Consider the following 15,442-nt stretch of genomic DNA (forward strand, 5'->3'; position numbering starts at 1 on the left):
TCACCGGGCAGGCCATGAGGTCGGCCAGCTCCCGGACCGTCGCACCCGTGCGCGACGTGTGGACCCCGTGCCCCACCAACAAGATCGGGCTCTGGGCCGCCCGGATCAGCTTGGCCGCTTCGGCCACCTCGCGCTCACCCGCGGTCTGGTTGACGAGTCGATACCGGTGGGGCACGGGGTCCACACGTCGCGCACGGGTGCGACGGTCCGGGAGCTGGCCGACCTCATGGCCTGCCCGGTGATCCAGACCTCCGGTGGCACGTCGTTCATCGACGGGCTCGAGGACCGCACGTTCGCGTACGGATTCTCGCCGGCGGCCGTCGAGGCGGTGGTGAATTCCGATCTGTGCGTCGCGCTCGGCACGGAGCTCGGTGAGCCGAGTCATTACGGCAGGACCCGCCACTGGGCGCCCAACGACGCAAACCGCAAATGGGTTCTGGTCGAACAGGACCCGGTGGCCATCGGGGTCAACCGTCCGATCGACGTCCCCCTGGTCGGCGACCTTCGCGGCGTGGTGCCTCAGCTGGTGGAGGCACTTCGCGGCACGCCGAGAAGGGCGTCCGCCGACCTCGACCGCTGGATCGCCGAGGACGCGGCGGAGTTGGCGCAGCTCGCGGAGAACGCGCCGACGGGACGGACGCCGGTGCACCCGGCACGCTTCGTCGTCGAGGCCACCCGGGCGTTCCCGAAGGACGGCATCATGGTCCGCGACGGCGGGGCGACAGTCATTTTCGGCTGGACCTACTCGCAGGCCAAGCCGCGAGACGTCATCTGGAACCAGAACTTCGGCCATCTCGGCACCGGTTTGCCGTACGCGGTCGGGGCCTCGGTCGCCGAGGGCGGCAAGCGCCCGGTGATGCTGGTGACCAGCGATTCGGCGTTCCTTTTCCACATCGCCGAATTGGAAACGGCCGCGCGGCTACGGCTCCCACTCGTGTGCGTGGTCGGTGTCGACCACCAGTGGGGCCTCGAAGTCGGCGTCTACAAGCGCACCTTCGCCCAGCCGTCGCCGCAGCCCGGGGTGCACTGGAGCAAGGACGTCCGTCTCGACAAGGTCGCCGAGGGCTTCGGTTGCCACGGCGAGTACGTCGAGAAGGAAGAGGAGATCGGGCCGGCGATCGAGCGAGCGTACGCGAGCGGCAAGACCGCAGTCGTCCACGTCTGCATCGACCCGAAGGCGAACTCCGAGGAGATGCCCAAGTACGACGAGTTCCGTACCTGGTACGCCGAAGGCACCCAATAGTTCAAGGATCCCGAAGGAGGAGCCATGCGCGATTACCTGAAGTTCTACATCGACGGCCATTGGGTCGACCCGGTCCAGCCCAACACCTTTGACGTCGAGAACCCGGCGACCGAAGACGTGTGCGGAAGGATCTCACTCGGGTCGTCCGCGGATGTGGACGCGGCGGTGAGCGCGGCCCGGCGAGCCTTCGCCGACTGGTCGCAGAGCAGCCGCGAGCAGCGGCTGGAGCTGCTGGAGGGCATCCTCGCCGAATACCAGCGGCGCGCGGGCGAGCTCGCCGACGCGGTGACCGAGGAAATCGGCGCGCCGCCGTCGTTGGCCGCGGGCCCACAAGTGCAACTCGGGATCGGTCACTTGGTCACGGCGATCGACGTGTTGAAGAACTTCCCCTTCGAAGAACAGCACGGGGCGGCGCTGATCGCCAGGGAGCCGATCGGCGTCTGCGGGCTGATCACGCCCTGGAACTGGCCGCTCAATCAGATCGCCGTCAAGGTATATCCGGCGTTGGCGACAGGCTGCACCATGATCCTGAAACCCTCTGAGGTGGCGCCGTTTTCGGCCTACATCTTCGCCGAGATCCTCGATGCCGCAGGCGTGCCGGCCGGGGTGTTCAACCTGGTGAACGGTGACGGCCCCGGCGTGGGCATGGCGATTGCGGGCCATCCGGGCATCGACATGGTGTCGTTCACCGGGTCGACCCGCGCGGGGATCGAGGTGGCGAAGACCGCCGCCCCGACGGTCAAGCGGGTGACCCAGGAGTTGGGCGGCAAGAGCCCGAACATCGTCCTCGACGACGCGGGCTTCGCCGACAGCGTGCGGGCCGGCGTCGCCAACATGATGCCGAACTCCGGACAGAGTTGTAATGCGCCCTCGCGCATGCTCGTTCCGAACTCACGCATGGACGAGGCCATCGGCATCGCGCGCGAGACCGCCGGGCGGGTGAAGGTGGGCGACCCCGGCGACAAGACCGCGATCGGGCCCGTGGCATCCAAGGCGCAGTTCGACAAAGTGCAACGCCTCATCCAGAGCGGCATCGACGGGGGCGCGACCGTCGTCGCCGGCGGGCCGGGCCGACCCGACGGGCTGACCACCGGCTACTACGTCCGGCCGACCGTCTTCGCGAACGTCACCAACGACATGGCGATCGCACGGGAGGAGATCTTCGGGCCGGTGCTGTGCGTGCTCGGCTACGAAGACCTGGACCAGGCCGTCGATATCGCCAACGACACCGATTACGGCCTCGCGGGCTATGTTTCGGCGGCCGATCTCGACAAGGCCCGCGCGGTGGCGCGCCGAATCCGGGCCGGTTGGGTGACCATCAACCACGCGTTCGACATGAGTGCGCCATTCGGCGGCTACAAGCACAGCGGGAACGGGCGGGAGTGGAGCGAGTTCGGGTTTCACGAGTACCTGGAGATCAAGAGCATCTTGGGCTACGCGCCAGAGAAGGGCCGCCAGTAGCGCGCCGATCAGCCTGTCTCAAAGCGGCGACGGATACCGGCCAGCATCGCGATATGCGCCTGCACGGCTTCGCGAGCGGTCATCGCGGCCAGCGGCCGGGGCGCGGCGATCCGTATCCGCTCGGTGACGCGCGTGCCCGACGCGGTGGGCTCGAAACTCACCCGGCCGCGCAGCCGCACCCCCAGCGACTGGTCCGCCTCGGTCAGCACGTCGCCCTCCTCCGGCACCTGCAAACGTGCCCGGTAGGTGATGGTCATCGTGAACGGCCCCAACGGAATCCGGTCCCGCACCCGGTAGCTGAGCGCGACCCCGGCCGGGGTTTCGCTGCGCGACAACATCTCCACGGACACGATCAGCGGGTGCACCAGCTTGATGTTGTTCAAATCCACATAGAAGTCGCGAACCTCGCCCGGGGGCGCGGGCACTTCCTCCGTCAGCGTGTGCTCGGAGTGGGCAACCCACCAGCTCATGCGGAGAACTCCAAGAGGAGCTGACCCGTGCGCCACCAGATCAGCACGGCGAATGCCACCAGCACGACGAGGGTGACCGCGGCCTGAATCGTGTTGCGCCGCTCCCGTGGCGGGTAGACGTAGGCCGCGGCGACCAGCGCACCGGTGACCAGCCCGCCCACGTGCGCCTGCCAGCTGATGCGTTGCGCGCTGAACAACGGCACCAGGAACGTGAAGACGAGGTTGATCGCGATCACCGCCACCACCCAGCGGACGTCGAAGGCCAACCGCTTACCCACCACGAAGGTGGCGCCGAACAGGCCGAAGATCGCACCCGAGGCGCCTGCCGTCGCCGTGTCGAGCGGTGACACCAAATAGACCAGCACCGAGCCGCCCAGCCCGCTCAGCGCGTACAGCGCGCCGAAACGCAGTCGGCCCAGCCACATTTCGAGCGGCGGGCCCACCACATACAGCGCCCACATGTTGAACAGCAGGTGCGTGGCGCCGTAGTGCAGGAACGCCGATGTGACCAGGCGGTAGAACTGGCCGTCGGCGACGGCCGGCGGCCACAGCGCGAGCTGCTTCTCCAAGTTCCCCGACGCCATCTGCAGCACGAAGGCCGCCACGTTGATCCCGATCAGGGCATAGGTGAGCACCGGGGCCGAGCGCTGCCGTCCGCCGAATCGGGTGCGGGGCTGCCGGACCGTCCGCGCCCCGGCCCGGACGCACTCCACGCACTGCTGACCGACGGCGGCGCTGCGCATGCAGTCGCCGCAGATGTAGCGCTCGCAGCGGTTGCAACGGACGTACGTCGGGCGTCCCGGATGCCGATAGCAACTCGGCGCCGCGGGCGGCGAATCCGGTGGGCTGGGTGCGCTCATCGCCCTATTCTCGCCCGCGCCGGCGGGCCGGGCGCAGCGCTTTAGCAAAGCTGTTTTCCGCCCACCCCATTGCGCCTAATGTTTTCTGCGTGGAGTCGACATGAGCACCGGAGTGGTCGAACGCTACCTGGAGTGCCTGGCCGCACACGACTGGGACGGGCTCGCCGCAACGATCGCCGACGAGGGGCTGATCCGCGAGGGGCCGTTCTGCGATGTCGTCGAGGGCAAGCAGCACTACGTCGCCTACCTGCGCAAGGTGCTGACCAACCTGGACGGCCATCGGCTGGAGGTGCAGCGGGTCTCGCATGTCGACAGTCGCCTGTCGTACGTGGAGTTGACGGAGTCGTTCGTCATCGACGGCGCCGCCAAGCGGTGGCCCGAATGCCTACTCTTCGAGCGCGGCGATGACGGGCTGATCTCTCATGTCAGCGTGTTCTTCAAGCAGCCCGGCGCGCAGTGAATCGCCCGTGCGGCGAGCAAACTATTCCCTCACCCGCGAATTTGACCTACCGTGTGATGGGTGGAATCAAACGGAACCCCGGAATTGGTGCCCGTCGAAACATTGCACTCAGGTGATCCGATCATGGATTGCGGCCAGCGGTACATAGTCCTCGAATCGAAGGCCGTCGGCGACAGCTGCGTGGTCCTCGAGCTTGAATCCAGGGTGGACCACCAGCTGCAGGTCATCGAGAAGTCCTTCCCGGCCGGATACCACGTCAACAGGGCGAACCACCGAATCTTATAGCCCTAATTTACCCAGCCGAATATTGCGCGAGTAGCCGTTGGACGGCTACCGCGCATTCGTGTTTATTCGGGCGAGAAACGCAAATAGCGGTCGGCCGCATTTAGCGGCCGCGCGCCGGACGCGGGTCGCTGGGATTGTCCGGATCGGGATCGCCGAACCACCGCGCCGGCGCGCGCTCGCCGTAGGCGTCGTGCCATTCCCACCACTCGTAGGGCGCCGTCTGCGGATACCCGGCCGGCGAGTCCTCCCAGTTCTCCTGGCGCCCGAGCGCGGTCATGTCGAGGTAGCTCCAGGTGTTGCCCAGCGCCTCATCACCGCGGTTGTTGATGAAGTAGGTACGGAACACGCGGCCCCCGTCGTGGATGAACGCGTTCGTGCCGTGCCATTCGTCCACGCCGAAGTCGGCGTCGAAGCCGTCGGTGATCGTGTACCACGGCATCTGCCACCCCATCCGGGCCTTCAGCCGCGCGATGTCGACTTGTGGCGCCCGGGAAGCGAACACCAGGGTCGTGTCGCGGGCGTTCAGGTGGGCGAGGTGCCCCACGTGGTCGGCGATCATCGAGCAGCCGCGGCACGCGTGGCCGGGCCAGCCGTCCACGCCCGGCTCGAAGAACGCGCGGTACACGATCAGCTGGCGCCGTCCAGCGAACAAGCCCAGCAGGTCGACCCGGCCCTCGGGTCCGTCGAACGCGTACTCCCGCTCGACGGCCAGCCACGGCATCCGCCGGCGCGCCGCCGCCAGGGCGTCGCGGGCCCGCATCACTTCCTTCTCTTTCGCCAGCAGCTCTTCGCGCGCCGCGGCCCAATCCCGGGCCGACACGATAGCGGGTGTATGCATGTCGTTGTCCTCCTTAAGGTTTCGTGCCCTCATGCCACCGCCGACAGGCCTGCAGAAGAGAGCAGGTACGCATCCTGCGTCCCGGAGTCCTCGGTCGCGATGGCCAGGACCGAGCGGCCCACCTGCTCGGCGGTGAGCGCCGGCCCGGCGGCCCGCACGAACGACTCGACGTCGACCCCTTGCCGATCGGCGTACGCCGCGACTGCCTTGGCGCCCAGGTCGGTCGCCGGCGTCAACCGCGGCAGCACGGACACGAAGCGGATGCCCAGGCCGGCCAACTGCGACTCGATGGCGGCGTAGCCGGCGATGAACCTGACCGCCGCCTTCGCCCCCGCGTAGCCTCCGCTCAGTGGTGACCCGGCGAGGGCGGCGCCGCTGGACATGACGATCACCGAGCTGCCGGGTGCGAGCGGGTGCCGCAGCGCGTATCGGGTCCAGTGAAACGCCTGCGCGACATCGACATTCCAGTTCTGGCTGAAGCTGTCCCAGCTCTGCTCCTGCAGCGGGCTCATGTGAGGCGCGGCCCCGGCGCAGAGAACCAGTGTGCGCGGCCGGTATTCGTCGATGAGCCGCTGCGCCGTCGCGGGATCGGCGGCGTCGGCGGCCACCGGGATGAAGGCGTCGCCGAGCCCGCGGCGCGCGTCCTCGAGACCGGAAACGCCGCGCGCGACGCCGATCACCTCGGCGCCGGCCGCCGCCAGGGCGCCCGCGATGGCGCGGCCGAATCCGCGGCTCGCCCCGGTCACGATCGCCGTGGTGCCGGCCAGGCCACCCGATGGGAATGTCAGGGGCTCGTTCATGTTCGTCCTCGCTCTCAACGGAAGGTGCATTCACCAATTGAGATGCGGCGCGGCGCCCGAATTCATCGCCGGTGCGCCGATGAATTCGAGCCGGCCGGTGTCTCTGTACTGGAGTAGCGTTCGAACCCAGCCGAGACAGGAGGGGCCGTGCCGGCCCAGGAGGACTTCATCGCGCAGGCGGCGCCCTTTCGCGCCGAGCTGATCGCGCACTGTTACCGCATGCTCGGGTCCGTGCATGACGCCGAGGACCTCGTCCAGGAGACCTATCTCAACGGCTGGCGTGGCTACCAGGCATTCGAGGAACGCGCGGCGCTGCGGACCTGGCTTTACCGGATCGCGACGACCGCGTGCCTGCGGGCGCTGCAGAACCGCGCGCGCCGGGTGCTGCCGGCCGGGCTCGGCGACGGATCGATCGACCCCGACGCCGGACTCGACTCGACCGGCGTGCACGAGTGGCTGGAACCCATCCCCGATTCGCTGATGTTCCCCACCCCCGAGGACAACGTGGCCGCGCGACAGAGCCTGCGACTGGCCGTGATGACCGCGCTGCAAGAGCTGCCCGCCCGCCAACGCGCGGTGCTCATCCTGCGCGACGTGGTGCAGTTCAGCGCCGCGGAGGTTGCCGAGCTCCTCGAAACGACACCCGCCGCGGTCAACAGCTCGCTGCAGCGGGCGCGGGCCCACCTCGCCGAGCTCTCCCCCACCGAGGAGAACCTCTCGGAGCCCGACGACGCGGAGCGCCGAGCGCTGCTCGACCGCTACTGCGCGGCATTCGAGAACGCGGACATGGCCGCCCTCACCGCGCTGCTGCAAGCGGACGTGAAGCTCGAAATGCCACCTCTCCCTGTCTGGTTCACCGGCCGTGACCCGGTGTTGAGATTCCTCGCCGCGCGCGCGTTCGCCAAGCCCGGCGAGATCGCGATGATCCCGACGGCCGCCAACACGCAACCCGCCGTCGCCGAGTACCGCCGCGGCGCCGACGGGACGTTGCGTGCCCACTCCATTCACGTCCTCACAACCGGCGCCAGCGGGGTCGCCACCATCACCGTCTTCCTGGACCCCGGCCTGTTCAGCAGGTTTGGTTTTCCGCCCAGCCGGTAACCTGTCCGCAGGGACGCGACTGCACCGCCGGTCAGGAGAAAGAAGGCCCAAACCCCCGGAGTCCTCGGTGTGGTCGCAGGGTCCACCATGGCAAATGTGGACAGGTCCCCTGCGCCCCAGGATCATTAGGCGCGGTAGACGCAATCGAAGGGTGACCGAGTGAGGATTCCGGGCGTTGCCAGCGTCGTCGCCGGCATGACCGACGGGGCGGCGCAGGTGGTGCGAGCCGGCGTGTCCACCGCGGCGGGCGCCGCGGGTGCGCTGCAGACGTTGGCCAGCCCGGTCGCCGAACTGGCCGTCCCGGTGGTGCAGTCGATGGCCCAAACGACCGGCCGGGCAATCGGATTGACCGGTCCCACCAACGGTTCCGGTCCCGCCGTCACGCCGCCGATTCGCTGGCAGAGCGGGCGGCGGGTGCATCTGGACCTGGATCCGTTGCTGCCGTTCCCGGGCTGGCATGAGCACGCGCCGGCGGTGGAGGAACCCGTCCGCCGGATTCCGGGAGTGGCCTCCGCCCACGTCGAGGGCGCCCTCGGTCGGTTGGTGATCGAATTCGACAACGAGGCCGACGGCGACGCCGTCCTGGACCGGGTCCGGGACACGGTCTGCGGCGTAGCGGCGGACCTGAGGCTGGTCACGTCCAAGGACGCGCCGCGCACCGCGCCGTTCGCCGATCCGGGAAACCCGTTGGCGATCCTGGTCCCGTTCAGCGCCGCGGCGATGGACGTGGCGGCCGTCGGCGCCGCGGTGACCGGCTGGTTGGGCCGGCTCCCGGTCGCGCCGCGCAGTGCCCGCGCCGCCGCCGCGCTGCTGAACCACCAACCGCGCGTCGTCGCCGTGCTCGAGTCGCGGCTGGGTCGCGTCGGCACCGACATCGCGCTCAGCGCCTCCACCGCGCTGGCCAACGGGCTGACGCAGGCGGTCGGCACACCGTTGCTGGATCTGGCGCAACGCAGCCTGCAGGTATCCGAGGCGGCGGCGCATCGCCAGCGCTGGCGGGAACGCGAACCGGAGCTGGCCTCGCCCAGTCGCCCGCAGGCGCCGGTGGTCCCCGTCATATCGTCGGCCGGGCCGAAATCGCAAGCGCCCCGGCATAATTCGGCGGCGGCCGCCGCGGGGGAAGCGTCCCACGTGGTGGTGGGCGGTGCCATCGACGCCGCCATCGACACCGCGAAGGGATCGATGGCCGGGCCGGTGGAGGAGTACGCCGACCAAGCCGCCAACGCCTCGCTGGTGGCCGCCGCAGGTGCGCTGTTGGCCGGCGGCGGCACCGAGGATGCGGCCGGCGCCCTGCTGGCCGGCGTGCCCAGGGCGGCGCACACGGGCCGGCAGGCCTTCGCGGCCGTGTTGGGCCGCGGACTGGCCAACGCCGGCCAACTGTTCCTCGACCCGGGCGCCCTGCGGCGGCTGGACCGGGTCAAGGTGGTCGTCGTCGACGGCGCCGCGCTGCGGGGCGACAACCGCGCCGTGCTGCAGGCGCGGGGCGACGTACCCGGATGGGACGAGGACCGGGTCTACGAGGTCGCCGACGCGCTGCTGCACGGTGAGGAGGCCCCCGAACCGGATCCCGACGAGTTGCCTGCCACGGGCGCGCGCCTGCGGTGGGTCCGGGCGCAGGGCTCGTCGGCGACGCCCGCGCAGGGTCTCGAGCACGCCGATCTGGTGGTCGACGGCGAACGCGTCGGCAGCGTCGACGTCGGCTGGGAGGTCGACCCGTTCGCCATCCCGCTGCTGCAGATCGCGCACCGGACCGGTGCACGGGTGGTGTTGCGCCACGTCGCCGGCACCGAGGACCTGACCGCCAGCGTCGCCGTCAGCCACCCCCCGGGCACGCCACTGCTGCAGTTGGTGCGCGACCTGCGCACGGATCGCGGGCCGGTGCTGCTGATCACCGCGCTGCACCGCGACTTCGCATCGACCGACACCTTGGCCGCGTTGGCCATCGCCGACGTCGGCGTCGCGCTCGACGACCCCCAGGCCGCGACGCCCTGGACGGCGGACATCATCACCGGCACGGACCTGGCCGCCGCGGTGCGCATCCTTTCGGCGCTGCCGGTGGCCCGGGAGGCGACGGAGTCGGCGGTGCGCCTGGCCAAGGGCGGCAGCACCCTGGCGGGGCTGTTGCTGGTCACCGGCGACCCGCGCACCCTGAGCCCGTTCGCCGTGCAGCGCTGGCTCAACCCGGTGAACGCCGCCGCCGCGGCCGCGCTGATGCAGGGCAGCTTCGCCGCCTCGCGGGTGCTTCGGCTGGCCGACCCGACACCCCAGCCGCTGACCGCGTGGCATGCCCTGGACCCGGAGATCGTCTACTCCCGGCTGGCCAGCCGCACCCGCCCCCTGGCCGTCGAGCCCGGCGTCGCGCCCTGGCGGCAGCTCCTCGACGACCTGTCCTACAACCCGGTGGTCGCGCCGCTGCGCGGGCCGGCGAGCCGCGTGGGGCGGCTGCTCACCGCGACGCGCGCCGAGCTGGCCGACCCGCTGACGCCCATCCTGGCCGTGGGTGCGGCGGCCTCGGCGATCGTCGGCAGCAGCGTCGACGCGCTGCTGGTGGCGGGCGTGATGACCGCGAACGCGGTCGCCGGTGGCGTCCAGCGGTTGCGGGCCGAGGCCGCGGTCGCCGAGCTCTTCGCCGAGCAGGACCAGTACGCCCGGCGCGTGGTGTTGCCCACGGTCGCCACCGCGCACCGCCGGCTGGAGGCCGCCCGGACCGTCGAGCGGACGGTGTCGGTGAGCGCGAAATCGCTGCGGCCCGGCGACATCATCGACCTGGCCGCCCCGGAGGTCGTGCCGGCGGACGCGCGCCTGCTGGTGGCCGAGGACCTCGAGGTCGACGAGTCCTTCCTGACCGGCGAGTCGCTGCCGGTGGACAAGCAGGTCGAGCCGGTCGCCGTCGCCGACTCCGACCGCGCCAGCATGCTGTTCGAGGGCAGCACCATCGTGGCGGGGCACGCCCGGGCGATCGTCGTGGCGACCGGTGCGGGCACCGCCGCGCAGCGCGCGATCTCGGCCATCGCCGACGTCGAGTCGGCGGCCGGGGTGCAGGCCCGGTTGCGGGAGTTGACCAGCAAGGTCCTGCCACTGACCCTGGCCGGCGGTGCCGCGGTGACCGCGTTGGCCCTGCTGCATCAGGGATCCCTGCGGCAGGCCGTCGCGGACGGGGTGGCCATCGCCGTGGCCGCCGTCCCCGAGGGGCTGCCCCTGGTGGCCACCCTGGCCCAGCTGGCCGCCGCCCAGCGGTTGTCGCGCCGCGGCGTCCTCGTCCGCACGCCGCGGGCGGTCGAGGCCCTGGGCCGGGTCGAAACGGTGTGTTTCGACAAGACCGGCACGCTCACCGAGAACCGTTTGCGCGTCGTCCGCGGTGTCCCGCACGACGCGAGCGCGGACGGCGCATTCCCCGAAGTCAGCGCGCCGGAGTCCGCCGCGGTGTTGCGGGCCGCCGCGCGCAGCAGCACCCAGCCGCACAATGGGGGCGGCCACGCGCACGCCACCGACGAGGCGATCCTCAACGCCGCGAATTCCGTTGACGCGCAATGGGCGTCGGATTGGACCGTGCTCGCGGAGGTGCCCTTCGAATCCAGCCGCGGGTATTCGGCCGCGATCGGCGTGACCGGTGGAAACGGCGGGCCGATGCTGATGCTCAAAGGCGCGCCGGAGGAGGTTCTGCCGCGCTGCCGCTTCGCCGATGGGGACGCCGGCCCCGGCCACGCGGAGTCGTTGGTGTTGCGCCTGGCCGAGCAGGGGCTGCGCGTGCTGGCGGTGGCCCAGCGCCGGTGGGAGCACGGGACCAGCGAGGAGGACACCGACGTCGACGCCGTGGACGTCGCGGCGCACGACCTCGAGCTGATCGGCTACGTCGGCCTGGCCGACACGGCCCGCGCGTCGGCGCGGCCGCTGATCGAGGCGCTGGTGCAGGCGGGCCGGCGGGTCGTGCTGATCACCGGCGACCACCCGGTGACCGCCCGGGCGATCGCCCGGCAACTCGGGTTGCCCGCGGACGCGCGGGAGATCACCGGCGCCGAACTCGCCGCCTTCGGTGAGGAGGACCGCGCCAAGGTCGCCGCCGACGTCCAGGTCTTCGCCCGCGTCAGCCCCGAGCAGAAGGTGCAGATCGTCGCGGCGCTGCAGGACTGCGGGCAGGCGGTCGCCATGGTCGGCGACGGGGCCAACGACGCGGCCGCCATCCGGATCGCCGACGTGGGCATCGGGGTGAGCGGTCGCGGTTCGTCCGCCGCCCGCGGCGCCGCCGACATCGTGTTGACCGACAACGATCTGGGTGTGCTGCTCGACGCGCTGGTCGAGGGCCGCGGGATGTGGGGCGGGGTACGCGACGCGGTGAGCATTCTGGTCGGCGGCAACGTCGGCGAAGTGCTGTTCACCCTCATCGGGACCGCGCTGGGCACCGGCAGGGCGCCGGTGGGCACCCGCCAGTTGCTGCTGGTGAACCTGCTCACCGACATGTTCCCCGCGCTCGCGGTCGCGGTCACCCCGCAATACCCCGAGCCCGAAGAGGCCGAGGACGGCGTCGACCGCGATGCCGAGGAGCTGCATCGCGCGTTCCAGCTGGCGACGCTCTCCGGGCCCTCGCCCTCCCTCGACGCGCCGCTGATGCGGCAGATCGTCACCCGGGGCGCCGTCACGGCCGCGGGTGCGACGGCGGCCTGGGCCATCGGACGCTGGACTCCGGGCACCGAACGCCGCACCTCGACCATGGGGCTCACCGCGCTGGTGACCACCCAGCTCGCGCAGACCCTGCTGACGCGCCGCCACAGCCCGCTGGTGCTGGGCACGGCGCTGGGCAGCGCGGGCGTCCTGGTAGCCATCGTCCAAACCCCCGGCGTCAGCCACTTCTTCGGCTGCACACCGTTGGGCCCCGTCGCCTGGACCGGCGTCATCAGTGCCACTGCGGGCGCCACCGTCGTCTCGGTGCTGGCGCCCAACTGGCTGGCGCAGCGGGTGGCCGCGCTGGAACCGAAGCAGGACTGAGGCTTTCGCCGCTAGCCGGACAGCTCCTTGCGCACGACCTTGCCGGCCGGATTGCGCGGAATGGTGGCCACGAGGTTGATGTCGCGGGGCTGCTCGAATCGGGAGACCTTGCCCTTGAGGTACTCCCGCAGTGCCGCCTCATCGGTGTCGCTGCCCGGCCGCAAGACCACGAACGCGGCCAGTCGGTGGCCGAATTTCTCGTCGGGAACGCCGATGACCGCGTTGTCGGCGATGGCGGGGTGCTGGGCGAGCGCGTTCTCGACCGCGCGCGGGTAGACGTTCTCGCCGCCGGAGATGATCATGTCGTCCTCGCGGCCGACGATGTAGAGCCGGCCTTCGTTGTCGAGGTAGCCCATGTCGCCGGTGCTGGTCATGCCGTCGATCACCGTCTTGGCCCCGCCGCCGGTGTAGCCCTCGCTCGCCAGCTCGCCGCCGACGAAGATGCGGCCGGTGACGCGCGGGCCGACGGGCCTGCCGTTCTTGTCGAGGATGCGCACCGGGCAGCCGGCGACCGGCCGCCCGACGGTCTCCGGCGCTTCGCGCAACTCGGCCGGTGTCGCCAGGGCGCCGATGCCGACCTCGGTGGAACCGTAACCGTTGTAGAGGATGTCGCCGTAGGCGTCCATGAACCGCTGGCCAAGGGTGGGGTCGAGCCGGTCCCCGCTCGACATCACGACCCGCAGGTACGGCACCGGGTTGCGCGTACGCACCCGGTCGGGCAGGGCGAGGATGCGCGCGAGCACCACCGGCACCGCGGTGAACGCGTCGGCGCGATGCAGCGACGCCTGCGCGAGCGCCGCCTCGGCGTCGAAGTGACGATGGGTGAGCACCGTGCCGCCCAGGGCCACGGTGAGCATCAGCATGCCCAGCCCCAGCCCGTGAAACATGGGCATTGCCACCGAGATCCGCGAACCGGTGCGCAGGCCGGTGCGGTCGAGGATCGTCACCCACACGCCCACCGCCGAACGCAGCTGCGGCGAGCGGGGCACCCCCTTGGGGGTGCCGGTGGTGCCGGACGTGAGCAGGATGATCCGGCCCGGTGCGGCCACGTCGGGAAGCTCGTCGCCCTCCTCCGTGGTGGCCGTCGCCGGGTCGATCAGGGTGACTGATTCGTCGGCGGCGCGGACCCGCTCGCCGAACTCGTGGTCGGCGATCATCGCGGTGATCCGGTGGGCGCTCACCGCGGACGCCAGGGCGTCGCTGCGGAACTCCGTATTGACCAGGACCACGTCGGCACCCACCATTGCGGTGGCGAAGACGCCGGCGATGAAACCGCGTCCATTGCGGCACATGACGCCCACGGCGTCGCCGGGTCCGACACCGTCGCGGGACAACCGGCGCGCCAGCGAGTCGGTCGCGGACCGCAGCTCGCGGTAATCCCAAGCGCCATCGTCGTCGACGATCGCCGCCCGGTTGGGCCAGCGGGTCGCCGTCACCGCCAGCAGCGTGTACGGGTTGGTGCCGCCCCGCCGCGCCTCGCGGAGCACCCGCAGGGTCGCCAGGGGCGACGGCGGCGTCAGCAGTCGCGATCGCAGCAACGCCCGCGCCGCGGTGCCGACCACGCCCTCGTTGCTCATCGCCGGGCCTCCGCGCCGCCGGAATCGGAGAAGAACCGCCGGTACCACAGCCGGGCGGCGCGTTCGGCCGGGCCGGCCAACAGCACGGACGCCACCTCGGCGGGCAACACCCAGGGCGGTTCGTTGCTGCGCGGTCGCTCGATCACCGCTTTGGCGATCGCGTCGGCTGCTTGGTCCGCCGACATGCCCGGGAGCCGGCCCAGGACGGGCGTGGGTTCGATCATCCGTGTGCGCACCAGCGCGAAGTAGACGGAGGTGACGTCGACGCCGTCGGCGTGCAGCTCCGGGGCGACGCTGCGCAGCCAGCGGTCGAAGGCGCCTTTCGACGCCTGGTACGCGCCCCACTGCGGCCCCGGCACGACGCGCACGCCGACGCTGGACACGTTGACGATGTGCCCGCGGCCGCTTTCGCGCATGGCCGGCAGCAGCCCCAGCAGCAGCCGGATGGGCCCGAGATAGTTGATGTCGATGGTGCGCTGAAAGTCGTGCGGCCGGTCGTATTGGTGATGCAGCGAGCGGCGCAACGACTTTCCGGCGTTGCTGACCACGATGTCCAGCGCGCCGTGCTCCTCGGTGATCTCCTTGGTCAGCGCGCTGACGGCGGCTTCGTCGGTGAGGTCGGTCGGGTACGCGATCGCGCGTCCGCCGGCGGCGTTGATCGACGCCGCCAGGTCGGCCAGGCGCTCCTCGGACCGGGCGACCGCCAGCACGGTGGCTCCCCCGGCGGCCAACCGGCGCGCCGTCGCCTCACCGATCCCGTAGGAGGCGCCGGTAACCAGCGCGGTCTTACCAGTGACGGCGCTGCGCAACCTGTCGGGATCCGATACTCGCGCCGGATTGGCCACGTGGTCCGTGACCTTGTTGAGGGCCTGCACTATCACGTTCAACATCGCCGCTGCATCCACTCGAGCCGGATGTCGAGGATCGGCGGATGGCTTCACCGTGCACTCGACTCGTCATAGGTAGCAGACCACATCGCGGTTCGCCGGTGCGCCTCGCCCCGCCGTTGCGCCGTTCGCCGGCGCGGGCCCCGGGGCGGTGGGCGCCGCGCAGCCGGATGACCGACGCGCGCAAGCCATCTCGGCCCGGATACCGCGGGGTGGACGGTGTTGTGTGAATTCGCAGTAATTTCCCGGGTTTGACCTGTTTAGCGGGAAGCTTCTCTGGGCACAATTGCGGCATGATCGCACGTCAAATAGCTCGTTTTCTCGGTCCAGCAGTAGTAGCCGCGTCCGGCCTCAGCGCGTCGGCCATCACCGGCTCCCTCCTCCCTTCCGCCGCCGCCCAATGTCCGGACGTGCAGGTGGTGTTCGCCCGCGGCACCGGTGAAGCCCCCGGAGTCGGGCCCACCGGCCAGGCCTTCG

11 protein-coding genes and 2 pseudogenes are annotated in these 15,442 nt (G+C 70.8%); 7 read left to right on the plus strand and 6 right to left on the minus strand.

The annotated features are described in order from the left end of the window. Positions 1-163: 163 nt before the first annotated feature. A pseudogene (locus A5704_RS14215) lies at positions 164-1,243 on the plus strand (thiamine pyrophosphate-dependent enzyme); the annotation flags it as partial. A 24-nt stretch (positions 1,244-1,267) separates the two neighbouring features. Continuing rightward, positions 1,268-2,704, plus strand: a complete 1,437-nt coding sequence (locus A5704_RS14220) for an aldehyde dehydrogenase family protein (RefSeq protein WP_067889523.1) — start codon at positions 1,268-1,270, stop codon at positions 2,702-2,704. Between the two features lie 8 nt (positions 2,705-2,712). Here A5704_RS14220 and A5704_RS14225 read toward each other — a convergent pair whose 3' ends face one another. Together A5704_RS14225 and A5704_RS14230 are read right to left on the minus strand one after the other, a co-directional pair. After that, positions 2,713-3,174, minus strand: coding sequence for an SRPBCC family protein (locus A5704_RS14225; protein WP_067889526.1), 462 nt, complete (start codon positions 3,172-3,174; stop codon positions 2,713-2,715). After that, complete coding sequence (locus A5704_RS14230) at positions 3,171-4,034, minus strand: rhomboid family intramembrane serine protease (RefSeq protein ID WP_082950097.1); 864 nt, start codon at positions 4,032-4,034, stop codon at positions 3,171-3,173. The genes A5704_RS14225 and A5704_RS14230 overlap by 4 nt, the downstream gene beginning before the upstream one ends. A 100-nt stretch (positions 4,035-4,134) precedes the next feature. On the opposite strand from A5704_RS14230, the gene A5704_RS14235 reads away from it, so the two are divergent. Beyond that, positions 4,135-4,494, plus strand: coding sequence for a nuclear transport factor 2 family protein (locus A5704_RS14235; RefSeq protein WP_067749470.1), 360 nt, complete (start codon positions 4,135-4,137; stop codon positions 4,492-4,494). Positions 4,495-4,554: 60 nt separating this feature from the next. Further along, complete coding sequence (locus A5704_RS14240; protein ID WP_055404709.1) at positions 4,555-4,779, plus strand: hypothetical protein; 225 nt, start codon at positions 4,555-4,557, stop codon at positions 4,777-4,779. A 100-nt stretch (positions 4,780-4,879) separates the two neighbouring features. Here the strand turns inward: A5704_RS14240 and A5704_RS14245 are convergent, their stop codons facing one another. Continuing rightward, complete coding sequence (locus A5704_RS14245) at positions 4,880-5,617, minus strand: DUF899 domain-containing protein (protein ID WP_067749472.1); 738 nt, start codon at positions 5,615-5,617, stop codon at positions 4,880-4,882. A 29-nt stretch (positions 5,618-5,646) separates the two neighbouring features. Then, on the minus strand, positions 5,647-6,417 hold the full coding sequence (locus A5704_RS14250; RefSeq protein ID WP_067749475.1) for an SDR family oxidoreductase: 771 nt from the start codon (positions 6,415-6,417) through the stop codon (positions 5,647-5,649). 147 nt (positions 6,418-6,564) lie between these two features. Here A5704_RS14250 and A5704_RS14255 point away from each other — a divergent pair, with 147 nt between their 5' ends. Then, on the plus strand, positions 6,565-7,518 hold the full coding sequence (locus tag A5704_RS14255; RefSeq protein ID WP_067889529.1) for a sigma-70 family RNA polymerase sigma factor: 954 nt from the start codon (positions 6,565-6,567) through the stop codon (positions 7,516-7,518). A gap of 159 nt (positions 7,519-7,677) precedes the next feature. After that, positions 7,678-12,501 carry a cation-translocating P-type ATPase gene (locus A5704_RS14260; protein ID WP_067889532.1) on the plus strand — a complete coding sequence of 1,608 codons (4,824 nt, stop codon included), beginning with the start codon at positions 7,678-7,680 and terminating at the stop codon, positions 12,499-12,501. An 11-nt stretch (positions 12,502-12,512) separates the two neighbouring features. On the opposite strand, the gene A5704_RS14265 is transcribed toward A5704_RS14260, so the two are convergent. Further along, positions 12,513-14,078, minus strand: coding sequence for an AMP-binding protein (locus tag A5704_RS14265; RefSeq protein WP_067889535.1), 1,566 nt, complete (start codon positions 14,076-14,078; stop codon positions 12,513-12,515). Beyond that, on the minus strand, positions 14,075-14,968 hold the full coding sequence (locus tag A5704_RS14270; protein WP_067783160.1) for an SDR family NAD(P)-dependent oxidoreductase: 894 nt from the start codon (positions 14,966-14,968) through the stop codon (positions 14,075-14,077). Before A5704_RS14270 ends, A5704_RS14265 begins: the two co-directional genes overlap by 4 nt. Before the next feature lie 290 nt (positions 14,969-15,258). On the opposite strand from A5704_RS14270, the pseudogene A5704_RS27695 reads away from it, so the two are divergent. Next, positions 15,259-15,442 (plus strand): annotated as a pseudogene (locus A5704_RS27695) (cutinase family protein); the annotation flags it as partial.

Origin of the sequence: Mycobacterium sp. E735, assembly GCF_001666955.1 — a bacterium.
Classification (GTDB): domain Bacteria; phylum Actinomycetota; class Actinomycetes; order Mycobacteriales; family Mycobacteriaceae; genus Mycobacterium.

Excerpts from the sequence above, each read along its gene's own strand:
- A5704_RS14270 (WP_067783160.1), bottom strand. The coding sequence starts at position 14,968 with ATGTTGAACGTGATAGTGCAGGCCCTCAACAAGGTCACGGACCACGTG.
- A5704_RS14230 (WP_082950097.1), bottom strand. The coding sequence starts at position 4,034 with ATGAGCGCACCCAGCCCACCGGATTCGCCGCCCGCGGCGCCGAGTTGC.
- A5704_RS14220 (WP_067889523.1), top strand. The coding sequence starts at position 1,268 with ATGCGCGATTACCTGAAGTTCTACATCGACGGCCATTGGGTCGACCCG.
- A5704_RS14235 (WP_067749470.1), top strand. The coding sequence starts at position 4,135 with ATGAGCACCGGAGTGGTCGAACGCTACCTGGAGTGCCTGGCCGCACAC.
- A5704_RS14265 (WP_067889535.1), bottom strand. The coding sequence starts at position 14,078 with ATGAGCAACGAGGGCGTGGTCGGCACCGCGGCGCGGGCGTTGCTGCGA.
- A5704_RS14245 (WP_067749472.1), bottom strand. The coding sequence starts at position 5,617 with ATGCATACACCCGCTATCGTGTCGGCCCGGGATTGGGCCGCGGCGCGC.
- A5704_RS14225 (WP_067889526.1), bottom strand. The coding sequence starts at position 3,174 with ATGAGCTGGTGGGTTGCCCACTCCGAGCACACGCTGACGGAGGAAGTG.
- A5704_RS14250 (WP_067749475.1), bottom strand. The coding sequence starts at position 6,417 with ATGAACGAGCCCCTGACATTCCCATCGGGTGGCCTGGCCGGCACCACG.